Below are 18,992 nucleotides of genomic sequence, written 5' to 3'. Positions count from 1 at the left end.
GACGAAACGTACGCGATCGTCGCCGCGCCGCGCGGGCTTCTCACGACCGTTGCTGCCCGGGGGGAGCACCTTCTGCCCGCCAGGGTGCGGTCGCGACGGTGACCAGACGTTGCGTCGCCCGACTTAACGCGACATACAGCGTCCGCCACCCTTCCACGGACGCCCCCTCGATCAGGCCGGGCTCCACCAGCACCACCGCGTCGTACTCCATTCCCTTGGCCTCAATGGCCGTCACCAGCCGCAGTCGGGGCGCCGCGCGAGCACCGGCGCTCAGCCAGGTGTCGGCCTGCGCACGGCAGTCAGCGTCGGGCAGGATCAGGCCCACGGATCCGGGTACCGCATCCATCGTGTCCGTGACGGCCTTGCTGACCGCAGCCGGCATCTGCGAGGGATCGACCACCAGATGTACCGGCCACACTCCGGTGCTCCTGACCGCCCGAGGCAGCCTCGCCGTGGGAAGAGCCCGCCCGATGACCTCCGCTGCCGCCGCGAAGATCTCGGTCGAGTTCCGGTAGTTGGTCTGCAGCACGTACCGCCGGACCTTCTTACCGCCGAGCGCGTCGGCTCGGGCGTCGGCCTGCTCGGCGGTGTCACCGATCCACGCCGACTGGACGGGGTCGCCGACCAGGGTCCAACTCGCCAACTGCCCTCGCCGGCCCAACATCCGCCATTGTAGGGGTGTGATGTCCTGAGCCTCGTCCACGACGATGTGGGCGTAGTCGCGGTAGTCGGCGGGCCGTTGTCGCTCGCGCCTGGCCCGCTCGCGCTCGAAGGTCGTGGACAACTCCCTCTTGCCGGCGACCGTGAACGGGTCTGCCTCCGGTCGTTTGGGTCGCGGCTTGTGCCCCACGTACCCCTCGAGTTCGTCGATCAAGGCGGCGTCGTCGACGCTCGGCCCGCGTAGACGCGTCACGGCCATCGACTCGACGAGCAACTCCTGTTCGAGCGGGGCGAGGATGCCGTCACCGTAGCGTGCGAGCCGAGTCTCGTCGGCGAGCCAGCCCAGGATGTCCGACGGGGTCACGATCGGCCACCACGCGCGCAGGTAGTGCCGAAAACCCTCGTGGTCGGCCAGGTCGTCATCGAACTGCTCGCGGCTCAGCGGCGCCAGACGGCGCCGATTCCGATGCCACAGCAGATCGAGAAGGGCACGAAACGCCTCCGCACGGATCTCGTTGCGCCGACGGCCCTTCCCGATCTTGCGGCGGACGCTCTCCGCCTCGACGTGGCTGAGCTCGACCCACTCACGCCGATAGCGGATCCGCAGATCCCCCGACGCGCCCGGCGGTTCGTCTTCGGCCGCGCGTCGCAACACTCGACACATGCGCAAGGAGCCCTTGACCGCCCGGACTGCTGCCGCCTCCTGGCGGGAGGCGTCGACGCCGACAACGAGCTGGCCGACAGCCCTCAGCGTCGCCGAGTCCTCACCGAGGCCCGGCAGCACGGCGGCGATGTACGCGACGAAAACCGGCGAGGGACCGACGACGAGCACCCCACCCCCGGCGAAGCGCGCCCGATCGCTATAGAGCAGATACGCAGCTCGATGCAACGCTACCGCGGTCTTGCCCGTGCCCGGCCCTCCCTCCACCAGGGTCACCCCCGAGGCCGGTGAGCGGATCGCGAGGTCCTGTTCCTGCTGAATCGTTGCCACGATGTCGCGCATGCCAGCCCCCTTGGACCGGCTCAACGCAGAGATCAGCGCTCCGTCGCCCACGATCGTCATGCCCCGGGGGGCATGAGCCGGATCGAGCAGATCGTCTTCCAGGCCGGTGACCCTCTCACCGAAAGAGGTGATCAGCCGCCGCCGCACGACCCCGAGCGGCTGCGCCGCGGTCGCCCGGTAGAACCCCGCCGCCGCAGGCGCCCGCCAATCGATCAACAGAGGTCGGGCATCCTCGCCCCGCATCCCCAGCCGACCGATGTAGCGAGGAGAGCCGGACGCATCAGCCGCCCCGGACGACGGGCCATCGACATCGTGGTCAGGCCTCAGGTCCAGCCGACCGAAGACCAAGCCCTCATGCTCGGCGTCGAAGACATGTCGTCTGCGCGCCGCGTGGTAGACCAACGCATCCCGCTCAACGAGTGCTCCGGAATTACCGACTTGAGCGACTTTATAGCCCTCGGCCTCAGCCGACTCCGCCGCCGCCCGCAGCGCAGCCAGCCGTTCATAGACCCGGCTCACATGCTCCTGCTCGCCTGCGATCTCCTGTCGGAGCAAGCGGTCGTCAACCATATCCCCCACCGGTCGGAAACAAATCATGAAGCCACGAGGCAGTGACCCTCGGGCGTACGCAACAACCTTGGTCCGGATAGCACCCTTTGCTCGTTACATACCTGAATCATCTTGGAGTTGGGCCCGGTAAGCAGTACGGCTATCCGCGACAAAACGGTTCGCGCGGCGCACAAGGACTACGAAGTGAAGCTCGTCGCTGTCGCCGAGCAGTCGCCAACCGGCCTACGGAAAGAGGACCACGCTGCCCGTGCTGATGCCCGAGGCGACGATTCGCTGCGCAAAGCGCAGGCGAGTAAACGGGAGACGACAGTAGACCGCCGAAAGCAGCGTTCCCGCGCGCCACAACCGCGTCACCTCACGAATCTCGGCGCGCGCACCGACCGGATGCCCGCTCCGCCACTGCGCCAAGGAAACCCGGACCGATGTCTGACACCCGACAAGCCGAGGGAATGAGGCCGCTCGACCGTACGCTGGCAAGCAGGTCACCAAGCGGCCGTCCGCCGCCAACAGATCGACCACGCTTTCGTCGAGGACCGCGCCAGTCGCGTCGACGAGCACATCCACCCCCGACGGGGCGGCAGCACGCGCCGTCCGAAGCCAATCGGGCTGACTGCTGTCGGCCACAACACGTGCACCGAGCATCTCGGCGAAGTTCACCTGCATCTCCGTCGCGGCGACCGCGAGCGTGTCGGCACCGGCGATCTCGCTCAGTTGAACGAGTAGATGCCCAACGGCACCCGCGGCGGACAGCACAAGCACTCTCTCCCCCGCGCGAACCTTCGCCTTCCTCAGCATCCGCAGGGCGGTTGGCGCATTCGAGGCCAGGCACGTGGCCGGCGCAGGATCCACACCCTGCGGGACATGCGCAAGCCAGCGAGAGTCGATCAGCGCGAACTCCGCCACTCCGCCACGAGCCTCCCCGACCACACGACACCCCGCCCGCACCCCAGTGACCTGCGCCCCGACGGCAACGACCTGCCCGACGACATCGCCAGAGACAGAGCCGGCCGACGAGACGGGCCAGATCCCGACGTCACCGGTTAGCGGGACGACGTCGATTCGCCTCACCCCCACCGCCTCCACCCGCACCAACACCTGATGGGCACGCGGCTCAGGAACAGCAGCCGCGCGCGCCGAGGCGCCCACCGCCGTGGCACACGGATGCTGCCAGATCGGCCTCATCGCGTCTCCCTCACACTTGGCCACGCGCAAGCCCGGTGGCGCTTACGAGGGACTACGGCCCCGCAAGAGCTTCCGGTTCCCTCAACACGGATGGTTCGAGGAGAAGCCGACGATGACGAGAGGGAACCGGAGACAACCAAGCGGCGTAGTAGTGGGTGTTCCGCGTCGTCCGGCGCACGCCGGCGGTCTTCGGACCGCCGTGGGGAGGGGTTGCGTGAACCGGATCCCCGATCAGCGGAACGCAGGGCCAGAGCCTGACCCGACGTTCCCCGTCCTCGGGTCGCGTTCGGCCCTGCTCAGGGCCGACCGGCAGCCGGGTGCGATGAACCCCGCCCCGGTCGGCCCGCCATCCATCGCCGACGACCGGCCCTCCCGTCACGAGGACGACACGCCGAGATCCGTCACAGCCAGCGCCACGATCACCGCCGTTCTGGATGCGTGGGCCGGGCTGCGCGGATGGCCCCAGGACCGACCACGGTAGCTCGGCTTCGATGGCACGCCCGTTCAAACGCAGGCGAGCAAGGCGGCGATGCGGCACTGGCGGTCGGCGCGGTCAAAGGCAGGCAGGGAACCGCAATCAAACAACCGCCCGTACTGCTCAACGACGCGGGCCCTCGTCAATCCATCTGCTCGACGACTCGGGTCGGCCGGGGCTCGATAGACACCGACGAAGAGGAGAAAGGTGCTCCACATCCATCTGAGACGTCTCGGCGCGGCGACGGCACTCGCCCTCACCGCCACCGGCCTATGGGCCGGCACCATGACCTCGCCGGCGAGCGCCGGACCGGGAGATCCGCCACCGGCAGCACTGCCCTCGAAGGCAACCGACGTCGCAGCCGCCCCGATCTGTAAGAACTGCGCCGGCGATGTCGTCGTGGTCCGCACCCAGGACAACCGACTGTTCTGGAACGAAGTCGACGTCAACAACGGAAACGATGTCCACGCCAGCCGTTTCGGCTGGCAGGAGATTCCCGGTGCCGGCCGCAGTCCGTACGCACCCGCGATCACCACGCGAGCGGACGGTGGCGTCAGCGTCGCGGTCACCGGCACCGACGGTCGCGTCTACACCCAGTACATGGACGACGACTACAAGTGGCAGCCGAACTGGTTGGAGGTGCCGGGCGGCGGACGCCTCAGCGAGGCGCCGGCCATCGCCAACGGATTGGCCGACTCCGTCACGGTTGTGGGCGTCGGCCTCGACCATCGGCTCTACTACCACCAGTACCGCCACGGCTGGGACCCGCGCGGTTGGCGGTCGATGCCGGGAAACTTCACGACCTCGAAAGCCCCAGCGGTCGACGTCGTGGGTAGCTTTTCACCGCAGCTAGTCGTGGCTGCGCGCGGCGACGACACCCAGATCTACACTGCTAAATCCTTCGAGATGATGGCCAGTGGCACATGGGGTAGCACCACCGGCGCATCGGCCTCCTCCAACACCCAGATGAAGAAGCTGCCGGGTCCGTCGATGGTCACCTTCCACGCGCCGGCGCTCAACCTGGGGGTCACCGGCGGCGCCGTGTACGCCCGGGACCTGACCGGCGACATCGTGTTCCAAACACTGTTGCCGAATGGCACCTGGAATGCGAAGTGGCAGGACGTACCCGGGAACGGCAAAACCAACCGGGCACCCGCAAGCAGTCTGTCGCAGGTCTATGTCGTGGGCGCCAGCGGCAACTCGTTGTACGTCGAACAGTTCAGCGGTGGGGCTCAGATCCCCAACCAACCCAACCACTGGAACCTCGTTCCGGGCAGCGTCGTCACGCCCAGCGGCGGCACCCCCGGAGGCGGTAACCCTGGTGGCGGCGGAGGAGGCACCGCCCCCCCGGGCAAGCCGGATCTGACCTGGATCGGCACACCCACCTGGGACGCTGAGAAGGAAACCCTCACCTACACCTTCAAGAACCAAGGCACCGCCAAAGCTGGCCCGTTCCGGGTGAACGTGTACGTAGCGCCTCCCAACATCAGCTACATCGCGGCCGCGGACCTTCCCTACGACAGCGTCGAGGCGGGTGGACAGCGCACCGTTGTCTTCGACGTCGGCGCGACTCTGCAGCATGGGGTCAACTACCGCATCGCGTTCAACCTCGACACCGGCAGCACGGTCACCGAGAGCAACGAGGAAAACAACGAGTACCACAACTACTTCGTCTACTGACTCGCGGTCAGCCGACTGCTGTCGGCTCCGGCTGCAGAGGTGACGGATGGGGCGGCCGCATTGGCGGCCGCCCCATCCGCCCCTCCGCAGAGCACCCTCTGGCACACCGCACTCCATGACCCGGCTGGCGCGATCGACCTTAAGACTTGGTGGGGAGTGGTGCGGTCAGCTGGACTCAAGATTGTCAGATCCTGTCTCTGGCGATACCGCTGCCCCACGGCACGCCTTGCCACCGGCCTTCGACGAGAGTCACCACCCAGCTCTCGCGTTGGCCGCCGCCCCGCCGGTGGATGGACCGTCGGAAGGCACAGGTGGCGAGCGCCGGTCGATGGGCCCGTAACGGCAGGTCGGTCGGCGTCGGTGGAACGGGTGAGTCCATCGAAAGGGCACGGTCATGGTGACGTCAGGTGTGATCTTCAAACGGTGCGGGTGCCGGGACGACCAGCGGCGGCGATTGGAGCAGTCCTGCCCCCGATTGGGCGAACGGGGCCACGGCACCTGGTACTTCCACTGCTCAGCCACGAACCTGCTCGGCCGCTCTGAGCGGGTCCGTCACGGCGGCTACCCCTCGCAGGCCGCCGCCCGCCACGCCCGCGACGAATGGCTGACCACCACGCAGGCGGACCGGACGGCACAGGGCTGGACGGTCGAGCGGTGGCTGCGGCACTGGCTCGACAACCGCACGAAGATCCGACCCACCACGCGCTTTCACTACACCCGCGACGTCGACACCGTCCTCATTCCGCAGCTCGGCCGCTACCGCCTGGCCGACCTCGACGCCCCGCTCCTGCGCACCGTGTTCGCTCAGATAGCAGCGACGAGAAACAGCAAGGGCCGTCCGCAGTCTGCCTCGGCGATGCACCACCTGCGCACCACCCTGCGGGCCGCCCTCAACCTCGCCGTCAAGGAAGGAATCCTGGACTGCAACCCGGCCCGGCACATCGAGATCACCGGCTACCAGCAACCCCACGCCACAGTCTGGACCGACGCCCGCGTGCAGTCCTGGGAACAGACCGGCGCCCGCCCGCAGTTGGCGGTCTGGACCGCCGACCACCTCGCCGAGTTCCTCAGCGCCGTCAACGACGACCCCCTGTTCGCCCTCTGGTGGCTCGCCGGCCTACGCGGGCTGCGCCGCGGTGAGCTGTGCGGGCTGCGGTGGTCCGACATCGACCTCGACCACGGCACCCTGACCATCGAACGCAACCGCACCACCGCCGGCTACCAGATCGTCGAAGGCCAACCGAAAACCCCGGCCGGGCGGCGGACGGTCGCCCTCGACAAACGCAGCGTGCAGATTCTGCGCGTACACCGCCGCTACGAGCAGGACCGAAAGGCGGATGCGGCAGAGAACGGCACGCCCTGGACCGACAGCGGATACGTCTTCACCCGGCCAGACGGCAAACCGATCAACCCGAACTACGCCACCACCCGCTTCCGGATCCTCGTCCGCCGAGCCGGGCTGCCCCCAGTACGGCTGCACGACCTGCGCCACGGCGCCGCGTCGCTGGCCCACGAAGCCGGCGCCGACCTGAAGACCCTGCAGGACCTCCTTGGGCACTCCAGCATCGTGGTCACCGCCGACACCTACACCAGCGTCCTACCGCAGATCCAACGCCGCTGCGCCGACGCCACCGCCCAACTGGTCCTCAACGCCGCCCGCCGCACCCGCAAAAAGATCAAAGCCAGCGCCCGCAAGAACCGGCCCGACCGCGGCCCCAAAGCCAGCACCCCCGCGCCGACGAAACCGAAAACAGGTGATCCGGCCCCACTGCAGCGCAAGCAGGCCGCAAAGCCGCAGGTCACGTCCCGGCACACCCGCGAGAAGTCCGCTTCCGGGCCTGCACCCACATCGCACCCACGTGACACCCACCATTCACGCAGGCCGGACAGCATGAAGGGCCTGAACCGCGTTTCCGCAGCCCAGGCCCTTCATGATCTTGTGCGCCCGAAGGGACTCGAACCCCTAACCTTCTGACCTCACCGGCGCCCTCACCACCCGCCGCATCGACGACTTGATCGCCGTCGTCACCGACATCGCCCGCGACGAGGGGTTCCGAGTCCGTCCAGCCAAGACCCGCGTCCGTGGCCGGGCCGACCGGCAACTCCTCGCCGGACTCGTCGTCAACCAACACCCCGCCACACCACGCGACGAATACGACCAGCTCCGCGCCAACCTCCACAAAGCTGCCCGCACCGGCCTCGCCGCTCAGAACCGGAACGGCCACCCCGACTTCGCTCAATACCTCATCGGACGAGTTCTCTGGGTCGGCCATCACCACCCGGCACGCGCAGCCAAACTCGCTACGCTGCTGGCCCACGCTCTCGCGGCACCGTAAACTGACGCGGCACGGCACCTTCACCGGATCTCGGTGAGGACGCCTCGAAGCGACCGAAGCATGGCCTGAGCAGGACTTACGCCTGTTCTGCTGATCTTTGGCAAGCGAGCACAGCAACGCACATGTGCGACCCACTAACACGAAAACAAAATCGGAACCGGCAGGTAGTCAGCCTCGGGATACAGATCGAGCGTCGTCTTAGGAGTCTCCATGTGACTCCGGTTGATCTTGGTGGGCAGGGTGAAGCGGCCGGCGGGATCACGGTCTCGCCGACGGGGAGCCTTCTGGTTCAGGCTTCCGCGCGGATCAGCGGCGCCGGTCGGGTGAAGGTTTTGCGGTCGCGGATGAGTGCCCAGAGGACGTCGACGCGTCGTCGCGCGAGGGCGAGAATGGCTTGCCGGTGGTTCTTCCCTTCGGCGCGTTTCTTCTCGTAGTAGGCGCGGGAGGCAGGGCATTCCCTGGCGGCGGTGAACGCGGCCATCCACAGAATGTGCCGCAGTCTCCGGTGGTATCGGCGGGGCTGCCGGTGGTTGCCGGACACCGTTCCGGAGTCGCGGGAAACGGGTGCCAGGCCGGCATGAGCCGCGAGTTTGGTGGGGCTGTCGTACTCGGTCATGCCGGCGGTGTGGACGAGCAGTTCGGCGGTGAGCAGGGGTCCCATGCCGGGCAGACTGCCGATGATCGGAGCGAGTGGGTGCTGGTCGAGCTGTTCGGCGATGAGGTCGTCGACGGCGGCGATGCGTTGTTCGAGGGCGAGGATCTCGGTGGCCATCTGCCCGACGACCACGGCGGCGGCGCGTTGCCCGGGCAGGTTCACGGTCTGCTGCCGGGCGGCTGCCACCATCGCCTCGGCGACCTGCACGGCGTTCTTGACGTGCCCGCGTCGGAGCAGGGCGGTGATCCGGTCGACGCCGGCGTGCCGGATCGCGGCCGGTGTCTGCCAGCACGCGAGGACCATCATCGGGGCCTTCCGGTTCAGGTCCACGGCCCGTTCGAGGGCGGGGCTGATCCCGGTGAGGAGTTCCTGCAAGCGGAACAGGGTGGCGACGCGCTGCCCGACGAGGTCGGCGCGGTAGCTGGTCAGTACGGTGAGTTCGGCTAGGAGCCGGTCGGTGGGTTCCAGGATCGGGATGTCGGGGCGCATGCGGATGGTCTGGGCGATGACGACCGCGTCGCGGGCGTCGGTCTTGTTCTCCCCGGCGAACGCAGCGGCCATGTGGAACGCGACGGTCCCGGAGACGTAGCGGACTTGGACCTGGCGCCGCCAGAGCAGGGTCAGTAGCAGGGCGGACAGGCCGGTGGTGACGTCGACCGCCCAGCAGACCGGTCGGCCGTGCGTCGACACCTCGGCCATGACGGTGAGGAGGGCGGTTTCGTCGTTGGCGACCCTGCGGGAGTAGACCAGCCGGCCGTCGCCGTCGACGGCGGCGATGTGGTGGTGGGTTTTGCCGATGTCCACGCCGATCCACAGCTTCGCCACCCTCGCGCTCCTTCACTTGGTTGGGTCTTCTCGGTCGGTCCGTCGTCTGTGGATCTCGGATTTGCCGGCACCTTCTCAAGGGGCGAACGCAGGTCGCGGATCTCCATCAGCGGTCTACCGAATCTCGCAGACGACGAAGCGGCGGGTGGCATCTCCTACCGTGAGCCAAGCGATCTCGACGAAACACACGCAGCCATACCCACCGCTCCCGGGCATCAGGGTCTACGGCCACCGGAGCCGCGCCCGTTCAACCCGGCCCGCCCGCGGAGCGAGAAGTGGGCGGCACCTCGAGGCTCAGCCATCGTCACGGCGGAACACACTTCAGCCATCCCCACCCCCCGGCCCCGCGGGCGCGGCAACCCTGAGCCTGCCGCCGTCGCCGGCCGGTACCCCGGACGCGATGTGCGAGGACCACGTGACCGGATCGGGAGGAGTGACGTCACGGTCGAGGGTCTGTTGCGGCCCGACGGTGACGGTGTAATGCCCGTGCGGTCGGCTGGTCGGTGACCGGACGGGCCTGACGCGAGGCGGGCCGGCTTACCGAGCGGTGTCGGGGGCCACCGCGGTAGCGAGTAGTGCGGCGAGGTCGTCGGGCAGCGACATGGGCTGGGACAGGAGGTGCACGCGTTCGGCGGCCCGCTACGCGGTCGCCGGGTCGGTCGCGGTGCGGGCGGTGGCCAGTTCGGTGTCGAACGCAGCCTGCATCGCGTGCGGTATCCGCCGCCCCTGGATCTACGTGGTCATGTCGCGTCCGGGGTGCAGCAGGAGCAGCCGGGGCGGCATCCGCAGGCGTCGCTTCCGCCGGCGGCGGGTTCACCGGCGGGGGTGAGGTTGCTGGTGAGGGAGGCGGTCGGTGGGACGGCGCAGCAGGCGTCGCCGCGCCACGCATCGCGGCCCTCCTTGACTGCGACGGCGGCGATGACCAGGGCGGCGATCGGGTCGGCCCAGGACCAGCCGAACAGGCTGTTCACCCCGAGGCCGACGAGCAGGACCGCTGACAGGTACGTGCACAGCAGCGTCTGCTTGGAGTCGGCAACCGCGGAACGGGAGCCGAGTTCCCGCCCGGCGCGGCGCTGCGCGGACGACAACACCGGCATGATCGCCAGCGACAACGCCGCGAGCACCAGGCCGACGCTGGAGTGATCAGCGTCGGCGCCGTCCAGCAGTGCGCGGACCGACTCGACGGTGACGTAGGCGGCGAGGGCGAAAAACGACACCGCGATGACCCGCAGCGCGACCTTCTCCCGGGCCTGCGGGTCGGGGGCGGCGAACTGCCACGCCACTGCCGCGGCCGAGGACACCTCGATGACCGAGTCGAGGCCGAAGCCGATCAACGCGGTCGACGAGGCCATGGCGCCGGCGGTGATCGCCACCACCGCCTCGACGACGTTATAGGTGATCGTGGCGGCGACGAGTAGCCGTACCCGACGGGCGAGCACCCGGCGGCGGGCCGGCGACGGCCCGGCAGGCGTGAGGGTGACCAGCGGCAGGGTCATCAGCAGCAGCCCTTCTCGGCAGCGTCCGGGCACGCGGCCGGGTCCACGGCCAGGACCAGGCCGAGCAGGTCGGCCAAGGCGTGCGCCAGGCGGGCGTCGGCCAGCTCGTAGCGGGTACGGCGACCCTGCGGCACGGCGACCACCAGGCCGCAGCCGCGCAGGCAGGACAGGTGGTTCGACAGGTTCTGCCGGGTCGTGCCCAGCAACTCGGCCAGCTCCGCCGGATAACCAGGCCCGTCGCGCAGCGCCAGCAGCAGCCGCGCCCGTGTCGGGTCGGACAGGGCGTGGCCGAAGCGGGCCAGTACCTGACCATGCGTCAACGTCTCCACCCGGGGATAGTACATCGCTTGCTGTATCAAACGGCGGCGGACTCACAGCCGCGACCGGCGACGGGCGCGAAGCGGCCGGCGTACGTGACACCGTGTCCCGCCCGGCGGGGAAGGTCACCACGCGGCTGATGGTCCTGGTCACGCTCACACTGCGGCGTGTGGCCGGTTCTCGGATGGCGGTCGTAGCCTTGCTGGGCGGACCGGCGATGTGGGGCCGGGCCGACCAGACTGACACGGAGGTCGGGTGCGCGAGCGGACGGTGCTGCGGGACATTGTGCAGAGGGCACGGCACGCGGCCAGCGAGGATCTGCCCGCTCTCGCCGACGAGGCCGCTCGTGGGCTCGGCGCGACCGGCATGCAGCTGTACCTGGTCGACCACGAGCAGCGGGAACTGCTGCCGCTGCGGACGTCTGCCGTCGGGGCCGGCGGGGCGCTGGGCATCGACGGAACGCTGGCCGGACGGGCCTACTGCACGATGTCGGCGTGTCCGGCCGACGGCAGGGACAGCGACGTGCGGCTGTGGGTGCCGCTGCTCAATGGGATGGAGCGCCTCGGGGTGGTCGGGGTCACCTCGCCCACGCCGATCGCCCCCGCCCGTGTGCCCGATTTCGTGGCGGCGTGCGCGCTGCTGGCCGATGTCGTCGTCACCTGTTCGCACTACAGCGACACGATCGAACAGGTCCGCCGACGCGCGCCGATGCGGATGGCGGCTGAGGTGTTACGCGCCCAGTTGCCGCCCCTGACGTTCTCCACCGGCACGACCATCATCAGCGGCATCCTCGAGCCCAGTTACGACGTCGGGGGTGACGCCTTCGACTACGCCATCAACGGCGACACCGCGCACCTGGCCCTGTTCGACGCCGTCGGACACGGGTCCAGCGGCGGCATGCGGGCCGTCATGCTCGCCGGCCTCGCCCTCGGGGCCTACCGCAACGCCCGACGCGCCGGCCAGGACCTGGTCGGGATCTACCACCACATCGACCAGACGGTCCGAGCCCACGACCGCCAGGGACTCATCACCGGCATCCTGGCCGAACTCCACCAGCCCACAGGCCGGCTCCGGGTGATCTCCGCAGGGCACCCCAACGGACTGATCATCCGAGGCGGCAGAGTCGCCACTGTGCTGCCCACACCCACCGCCTTGCCGGTCACGATGGGGGACTTCCGCCCGCCGGTGGTGGTGGAGGAGGCACTGGAGCCCGGCGATCACGTCCTGCTCTACACCGACGGCATCACCGACGCCCGATCCAGCCGGGGTGAGCCGTTCGGCGCCGATCGGCTGACCGATTTCACCCTTCGGGCGCTGGCCGACGAGCTTCCCCTGCCCGAGACCGCACGCCGGCTCGTGCACGCCATCCTCGCCTGGCAGGACGACACCCTCACCGACGACGCCACCCTGCTCATGCTCCGCTGGAACGGCCCCGGACACTGACACCTCCGACGCAACTGCAACATCTGGTCGAGGCGCCCCACGCCAGCCTGCCGCCGTCACCGGCCCGCACCCTCGGACACGATGTGCGAGACAGGCATGGCCCGTCGCGGCGGTCCAGGACGTCGCCGAGGCGGTCAAACGGGGTAGCCGGACGACGGGGGAAGATCCGTCCGGGTCGTGATGTCTACGGGCGGCGGCGGTGGATCTCGGCTCGACGTTCTTCGTAGCTGATCACGCTGTCACGCCGGAGCCAGTAGACGTTTGGCCGACGGGCCGACGCGAGCGCACAGATTTGGGCCAGGTTCAGCCGCACCAGCTCGATGATGTGGTCGCGTGTCGCGTCGCCGGGAAACAGAAACATGTGCACCTTGGCCTTGAGGAAGGCCTGCAGCTCCAGCTCTCGTTTGAGAATGTTCTGATCGCGGCCGAACACGACCCAGCCCTTCTCGCCCATCACCGGCAGCCAGTCCTCGTCCGTCAGACCCTGCTCCAGACGCTCCCGGGTGAACACCGAGGCGGGGCTGTGGACCTGGTAGCCGAGCTCGACGATGCACCGACGCAGCGACCGGCCGTGCATGTTCTCGTCGATGTAGAACTCAGGCGGCGCGGCCCAGGAGGATGCGTGCGGCAGCTCGGGCATCGTGGATGTCAATCCCGAACTCATCCGCGACTGTCTCAGCGCTCTCACCCGCCTTCATCATGCCGGCGACGTCCGCCACTCGAGTTCCCGTCGCAGCGAAGATCGGCTGCCCGAACGATCGCCGCATGTTGACGATCACCTTGGCCGGTTGCCAGTTGGACAGCGTCAGCTGCTCGGGGATCCCCTCGCTGTCGAAGGCGATGTATTCCATGTGATCGGCCACGATTTCCTTGATCACATGCTGGTTGGTGCCGCCGACGATCAGTCCCTCCCCGGAGCGGGTTTTGCTGAAGTCCCACAGCACGTCGATGCCGTCGGTGGCCAGCTCGGGGGCAACCAGGACGTACTCACGGCCGAACTCCCGCTGGAGTTCCGTCAGAGCGGGCCGGATCTTCTGCGGGCGCACCCCGGCGGTGCGCAACGCCTCCAGCACGTGCGCCTCAGCCAAAGCGATGAACGTGACCGGCAGGACGTCCGGACGGCCGTCGGCGACGTGTAGCAGCGGGCCGCCGCGCTGGTAGCCGCGCGCCCACCGGTGGAAGGTCTGCTGCGGCACGCGGAGATGACGTCCGGCTTGAGCGAGATTGAGGATTCCTTCCGTAAAGCGGACATCGCCCATTTCTTCCCCCTCTCCACACGCCACCGGAACACCTTGTCAGCAGCATTGCATAGGCGACGCGCTGAGTGCACCACCGCAGGAGTGTCGCGCTCTTGCTGCGAGGTCCCGGAGCACGCGGTGAACACGGAAAGTGCCACTGAGCAGGACTTATGCAGCTCTGCTGATCTTCAGCAGGCGATCGCAGCGGCGTGCACGAGCGACCGGGGCACGTAGCCCGAATAGAGAGAAGCCGCAGGTCATCAGCCTGCGGACACACGCGGAGCGTCGGGTTAGGAAACCGATGCTCTATCCCCTGAGCTACGAGGGCGCGAGGGCACAGTCTAGCGACCTGGGGGTTCACCTGGGGTGGCAGGGAGTGGCAGGCGTTCACCCACGTTCCCCGGACCGCCGTTGTCCCAGCCCAGGCCCATACCCGGAATCTCCATGTGACTCCGCGCGATCTTGGCAGGCAGGGCCATGGCGGCCAGGAGGGCGGACTCGTCGTTGGCGACCCGGCGGGAGTAGACCAGCCGACGTCGCCATCGAGGGCGGCGACGTGGTGGTGGGTCGTGCCGATGTCCACGCCGATCCACAGCTTCGCCACCCTCGCGCATCCCTTCGTTGAAGAGTTATCTCTGTCGGGCCGTCGTCTGTGGGTTCGGGTTCGCCGGCAGCCATCCCCACTCCCGGTCCCCGCGGGCACGGCAGCCCCGATCCTGCCGCGTCACCGGCCGGCACCTCGGATGCGATGTGCGAGACAGCCCCCCTCCCGACCCGTAGGTGCGAGAGCTGAACGCGAGCCCTCAGCGTCCCCACGAGGCTTTCTCGGGCATCGCCTCCAGGGCGGCGGTCCCCTTCATTGCGTCGGCGGATGGTAGCGGACCGGTGTCGGGTTGTGCGGAGCCAGAACCCTTGCGAAACGCCTCAGAGTTCCCGCGAATCGAACAACAAGGGGGCCGCATTTCGAACGCAGCCATGCCGCAAATCGAATGTGAATGCCCTCGCAGATCGAAACCGTGCTGGCTATCCTGATGTCGTGCCGACACCGCACCTGATTCCACGCCGGGCCGCCGCGCAGGTCGACGCCGCGCTGACCGACACCCGCGTCGTGCTGATCAGCGGAGCACGCCAGACAGGCAAGAGCACGCTGGTCCGCATCGTCGCCGGCGATCGTCTCGCCGAACGCCGGGATCTCGACCGGGCACAGGACCGGGCAGCGGCGATCGCCGACCCGGTCGGCTTCGTGGACTCCTCCGAACTCCTGGTCATCGACGAGATCCAGCGCGCTCCGGAACTCCTGTTGGCCATCAAGACCACCGTCGACGAGGACCCCCGTCCCGGCCGGTATCTACTCACCGGCTCGTCTCGCCTCTTCGGCATGGTGGCTGCCCCGGACGCGCTACCCGGCCGGATGGAAACCGTCGAGCTCTGGCCGTTGTCCCAAGGCGAACTCGACGCAGCACCGGACGGATTCATCGACGCCGTCTTCGCGCTCGGTCCGAACCTGCGACACGAGTCGCACGTGACCCGCGCCGACTACGCGGCCAGGATCGTGCGCGGCGGTCTACCCGAGGCCACCACCCGCACCGACCCGCGCCGCCGCCAACGGTTCCTCGACGCCTACGTCCAAGCACTCATCGACCGCGATGTCCGACAACTGTCCGACATCCAGCACAAGGGCGAACTCCGCAAGCTGGTACGCCTCCTCGCGGCCAGATCCGCGACCATCATCGCCGCCAACTCCCTCGAATCCGCACTCGGACTGAGCCGGCCGACGATCGCCCGCTACCTCCAGGCCCTGGAGGAGATCTTCCTGATCAAGCGGATCCCCGGCTGGTCCCGCAACCTGGGCACCCGCACCACCGCCGCACCGAAACTGATCTTCGTCGACTCCGGCATCGCCGCCAACGAGACCGTGACCGACGCTCGTGCACTGCTCCGGCCAGGCGCACCGTTCGGCCCGCTGCTCGAGTCATTCGTCCTGTCCGAGCTGTCCCGGCAACTCACCTGGTCCACGCAGTCCGTCGACCTGTCCCACTACCGCGACCAGAGCAGGTACGAAGTCGACGCGGTGCTCGAGAACCGAGCTGGTCAGGTGATCGGGATCGAAGTCAAGGCAGCCACCACCGTCGGAGCCGACGACTTCCGCGGGCTACGCCGACTCGCCGACCGCCTCGGCAATGACTTCATCGCTGGCATCGTCCTCTACACCGGCACCTCCACGCTGCCGTTCGGCGACAAACTCCGCGCCCTCCCGGTCAGCGCCCTGTGGCAGGTTGCAGCCTCGACAGCAGATTGACCTCGGCCGCAGGTCACTCTTCAGCTGGTCAGAGCCGCCGAGGACCGACGGCCTGGTCTGCTGATCTTCAGCAAGCGATCGCACCAGGACCGCGCAGCGACCGGCAGACGAGACCAAAAGTGAAAGCCGCAGGTTGTCAGCCTGCGGAGACACTCTTCCCGATTGGTTCCTCTGGTTCCCGGGTGGGATTCCGGTCAGTCGAACAGCCGGCCCACGAGGGCGCCTTGGCCGGACTGCAGGACGTGCGCGGCCCGTATCGGTATCCAGAAGCACTCGAACCGGGTGGGCTGCTGCTCGCCGTCGTGGTCTTCCTGGCTCGCCCACCGCTCGGGCGTCGGCCCGTGCAGCGCCAACTCGAAAACGTGCCGACGTTGGATCTCGAAGCGGAGCGGGCTGATGTCGTACTCGATCGCCCCCAGCTTGCGCACGACGCTGAAGCCGGTCAGTCCGGTCTCTTCGCGAGCCTCGCGCAGCGCCGCGTCCGCCGGATCCTCACCGGGGCGGACGCTGCCGCCGGGCACCTGGATGCCCACCTCCTCGTAGCTGAAGTCGGTGTGGCGGAAGACGAGCAAGTGACCTTCCCGCACGACATAGCAGAGAACCTTGCTGGTGATCACCTTCTCGGGCACGGCGCCTTCCCCCACTCCTTTCCTCTGGTGCGTCTAACCGGGGTCTGGCAGGTGTGTATCGGGCAGGCCGAAGATGGCTTCCTGGGCCGCTCGGGCGAGGGTGGCCTGTGTGGTGGCGGGCAGTCCGAGCCTGTTCCAGTGGAAGATCACGTGCAAGGCGATTACTGCCCGCAGACCACGGATGAGGGTGCCCCCTTTCCCGTCGGCGACGCGGAGCTGCGCCGGCGCGTGCGAATGCGGTGTGCCAGTCGCCGGGGGTGCGAGGTGCGCCGAGCAGCAGGCTCGAACGTCTCCGGGCAGCGGATCATGGGGGATCCGAGCCGGCTCCACAGGAGAAAACCAAGGGCTGCAGGCGGAGTGGTTATCGGTGCAGTCCCTGGGATGCCGCTCATGCGGTCGGGGCGTTGAGGACGCAGTCGACCGCCACCACCCAGTACCAGTCGATAAGGACCGTCCTCGACCTGTTCCGGCAGCGATATCCGCAGTGTGAGCTGCGCATGCGCGAGGTCCTGCCGGTCGACCCGTTCGGGCCGCTGAGGGCCGGTTCGATCGACATCGGGATCCTCTGGCTACCCGTCCGCGAACCCGACCTCGTGGTCGGGCCGGTCCTGCACCGCGAGGATCTGGTCCTGGCCGTCGCCGCCGGGCACCCGCTGGCCGGCCGGCACGAGGTCGAGCTGGAAGATCTCGGCGATCATCCGGTCGTCCACCCTGAGGGCCCCATCCCCGACTACGTCTGGGAGGCACACACCCCGTCCACCACACCGGCCGGACGGCCCATCCGGCGCGGACTGGGCATCGGCACACTTGAGGAGGCCTTCCGGGCGATCGCCGACGGCGGCGTCGTGTCCCCGATCGGATCCGACGCGGCATCCACCCGGCAGCGAGGCGACATCGTCTTCCTGCCCATCACCGACGGACCGGTGCTGCACTACGCACCGGTGTGGCGCAGCGGCGGGGAGACTCCCCTGATCCGCGCCTTCGTCCAGGCCGCCGCGGAGGCGCGGACCAGACCGCCCTCGTCGCCCGGCAGCCACGCCGGCGCCTCTCGCACCGGCGGAGCGTCGGACATCGGCGCGTAGGCGAGGTCGGGCCGGGGACAGAACTGTGCCGAGTGCTCACCGGCTGGAGCCGGAGCCGGGACACGCCGGCACGGGTCAGTGGATCCCGCAGGTGCGCGTGGTCGTCCTCGGGCTGGATCAGGATCAGCCGGCGTGCCTGCGTGCGGGCCCGGCCGCTGCGCAAAGTCTTCAGGAACACCGCCGGCGCCGGGAACGGGGTCCGGGCGGCCAGCCCGAGCGGCACCCGCCAGGCCGCCGACGCCGCCGGAACCGCCACGACTCCGGCCCCCACCTCCAGGGTCCGGCAGAGCCGGGCGCGCTCCTGCGGGCCGGCCGTACCTCCATCTGGACTTGCTGCCGCCGTGCTGCCACGACCAGGTCGGCGAGGCGGCGCGGTGGGCAGATGCCACCGCACCCGCTGTCGAGATCGCCGAGCTCGGCAGTGCGACGACCGAACACCTTCGCTCCACCGCCGGTGCCCACGAGTCGACGGTCCAAGGTGCACCCTGCGCCGCCACCCAGGCACTCTCCGCGCTCACCGGGAACGAGAGCATCCGGATCAACGTCCCCATCGACCTCCGCTCGGCGCTGGGTCTCGGGACGACGTCGTGAACCGCTCCACGGCCACGACAGTGATGCTGCACGCACCTGCGGACAGCACGCTCTGGTCGCTTGCGCAGGATGCGACGGCGCAACTGCGAGCGGCACGGGACGCCGCCCGAGACGCCGCGCTGATGCCGGCTTCGCTCGAACCCGCAGGCGCCGCGGAGGCGATCTGGGGACCGACGATGACGACGCAGGTCCGCGACGAGCGGATTCTGGGTGTCGTCACGCACGCCGGGTCACTACGGATGGTGCTGACGACGCACAGCGGGACGACGGGTCCGCCCGCTGACATCGCCGGCCGCCTCACCGGGTGGTGCGGTGATCCAGGACTCGCCGCCGGCAGATCGCTGAACGAGGAAGCCGGTTCAGCTGCCGGAACCAACCGCACCGGCCCGCGGTCAGGTTGCCGGCGCTCACCCCCAGGCAAGCTTCGATCGAGGCGTACGCGGTCGGCTGTTCGGGCACGGACGTCGAGGGCCCGGCGCGGAGAGCGATCCTCCGCGCCGGGCCCTGGCG

14 protein-coding genes and 2 pseudogenes are annotated in these 18,992 nt (G+C 68.8%); 6 read left to right on the top strand and 10 right to left on the bottom strand.

Annotated features, from left to right (window positions below):
* Positions 1–40: 40 nt before the first annotated feature.
* Together NMK34_RS03480 and NMK34_RS03475 are read right to left on the bottom strand one after the other, a co-directional pair.
* The gene (locus tag NMK34_RS03480; RefSeq protein WP_318332169.1) at positions 41–2,233 is read right to left on the bottom strand and encodes a HelD family protein; all 2,193 of its coding nucleotides are present in this window, start codon (positions 2,231–2,233) and stop codon (positions 41–43) included.
* Positions 2,234–2,455: 222 nt separating this feature from the next.
* A complete protein-coding gene (locus tag NMK34_RS03475) occupies positions 2,456–3,415 on the bottom strand; it encodes a zinc-binding alcohol dehydrogenase family protein (protein WP_318332168.1) in 960 nt (319 codons plus the stop codon).
* Between the two features lie 682 nt (positions 3,416–4,097).
* Between NMK34_RS03475 and NMK34_RS03470 the strand changes: the two genes are divergently transcribed.
* The 3 genes from NMK34_RS03470 (at position 4,098) to NMK34_RS03460 (ending at position 7,906) form a co-directional block, all read left to right on the top strand.
* Positions 4,098–5,570, top strand: a complete 1,473-nt coding sequence (locus NMK34_RS03470; protein ID WP_318332167.1) for a CARDB domain-containing protein — start codon at positions 4,098–4,100, stop codon at positions 5,568–5,570.
* A 475-nt stretch (positions 5,571–6,045) separates the two neighbouring features.
* Positions 6,046–7,545 carry a tyrosine-type recombinase/integrase gene (locus NMK34_RS03465; protein WP_412098940.1) on the top strand — a complete coding sequence of 500 codons (1,500 nt, stop codon included), beginning with the start codon at positions 6,046–6,048 and terminating at the stop codon, positions 7,543–7,545.
* A 37-nt stretch (positions 7,546–7,582) separates the two neighbouring features.
* Positions 7,583–7,906: a hypothetical protein gene (locus NMK34_RS03460; protein ID WP_318332165.1), complete on the top strand. Its 324-nt coding sequence runs from the start codon at positions 7,583–7,585 to the stop codon at positions 7,904–7,906.
* A 289-nt stretch (positions 7,907–8,195) separates the two neighbouring features.
* Here the strand turns inward: NMK34_RS03460 and NMK34_RS03455 are convergent, their stop codons facing one another.
* From NMK34_RS03455 to NMK34_RS03445, 3 genes are all read right to left on the bottom strand, one after another.
* The gene (locus tag NMK34_RS03455) at positions 8,196–9,386 is read right to left on the bottom strand and encodes an IS110 family transposase (protein ID WP_318332164.1); all 1,191 of its coding nucleotides are present in this window, start codon (positions 9,384–9,386) and stop codon (positions 8,196–8,198) included.
* 740 nt (positions 9,387–10,126) lie between these two features.
* Positions 10,127–10,882: a cation transporter gene (locus tag NMK34_RS03450; protein ID WP_318332163.1), complete on the bottom strand. Its 756-nt coding sequence runs from the start codon at positions 10,880–10,882 to the stop codon at positions 10,127–10,129.
* Positions 10,882–11,226: an ArsR/SmtB family transcription factor gene (locus NMK34_RS03445; RefSeq protein WP_318332162.1), complete on the bottom strand. Its 345-nt coding sequence runs from the start codon at positions 11,224–11,226 to the stop codon at positions 10,882–10,884. Before NMK34_RS03445 ends, NMK34_RS03450 begins: the two co-directional genes overlap by 1 nt.
* A gap of 229 nt (positions 11,227–11,455) precedes the next feature.
* On the opposite strand from NMK34_RS03445, the gene NMK34_RS03440 reads away from it, so the two are divergent.
* The gene (locus NMK34_RS03440) at positions 11,456–12,643 is read left to right on the top strand and encodes a PP2C family protein-serine/threonine phosphatase (RefSeq protein ID WP_318332161.1); all 1,188 of its coding nucleotides are present in this window, start codon (positions 11,456–11,458) and stop codon (positions 12,641–12,643) included.
* A 184-nt stretch (positions 12,644–12,827) separates the two neighbouring features.
* Here the strand turns inward: NMK34_RS03440 and NMK34_RS03435 are convergent, their stop codons facing one another.
* Positions 12,828–13,283, bottom strand: a complete 456-nt coding sequence (locus tag NMK34_RS03435) for a hypothetical protein (protein ID WP_318332160.1) — start codon at positions 13,281–13,283, stop codon at positions 12,828–12,830.
* Positions 13,240–13,902, bottom strand: coding sequence for a DUF433 domain-containing protein (locus NMK34_RS03430; protein ID WP_318332159.1), 663 nt, complete (start codon positions 13,900–13,902; stop codon positions 13,240–13,242). Before NMK34_RS03430 ends, NMK34_RS03435 begins: the two co-directional genes overlap by 44 nt.
* Positions 13,903–14,917: 1,015 nt before the next feature.
* On the opposite strand from NMK34_RS03430, the gene NMK34_RS03425 reads away from it, so the two are divergent.
* Positions 14,918–16,180 (top strand): ATP-binding protein, encoded by a 1,263-nt coding sequence (locus NMK34_RS03425; protein ID WP_318332158.1) that lies wholly within the window; start codon positions 14,918–14,920, stop codon positions 16,178–16,180.
* A 194-nt stretch (positions 16,181–16,374) separates the two neighbouring features.
* On the opposite strand, the gene NMK34_RS03420 is transcribed toward NMK34_RS03425, so the two are convergent.
* Positions 16,375–16,809: an NUDIX hydrolase gene (locus tag NMK34_RS03420; protein WP_318332157.1), complete on the bottom strand. Its 435-nt coding sequence runs from the start codon at positions 16,807–16,809 to the stop codon at positions 16,375–16,377.
* A gap of 33 nt (positions 16,810–16,842) precedes the next feature.
* Positions 16,843–17,089: pseudogene (locus NMK34_RS03415) on the bottom strand (bacteriocin biosynthesis protein); the annotation flags it as partial.
* A 124-nt stretch (positions 17,090–17,213) separates the two neighbouring features.
* On the opposite strand from NMK34_RS03415, the gene NMK34_RS03410 reads away from it, so the two are divergent.
* Entirely contained in the window at positions 17,214–17,891 is a 678-nt protein-coding gene (locus NMK34_RS03410) for a LysR family substrate-binding domain-containing protein (protein WP_318332156.1), read from the top strand.
* Positions 17,892–17,949: 58 nt separating this feature from the next.
* On the opposite strand, the pseudogene NMK34_RS03405 reads toward NMK34_RS03410, so the two are convergent.
* A pseudogene (locus tag NMK34_RS03405) lies at positions 17,950–18,272 on the bottom strand (LysR family transcriptional regulator); the annotation flags it as partial.
* Between the last annotated feature and the right edge of the window lie 720 nt (positions 18,273–18,992).

It is taken from the genome of Micromonospora sp. BRA006-A (genome assembly GCF_033433935.1).
GTDB classification, from domain to species: Bacteria; Actinomycetota; Actinomycetes; order Mycobacteriales; family Micromonosporaceae; genus Micromonospora; species Micromonospora aurantiaca.
This window is presented reverse-complemented; position numbering and strand designations above follow the sequence as displayed.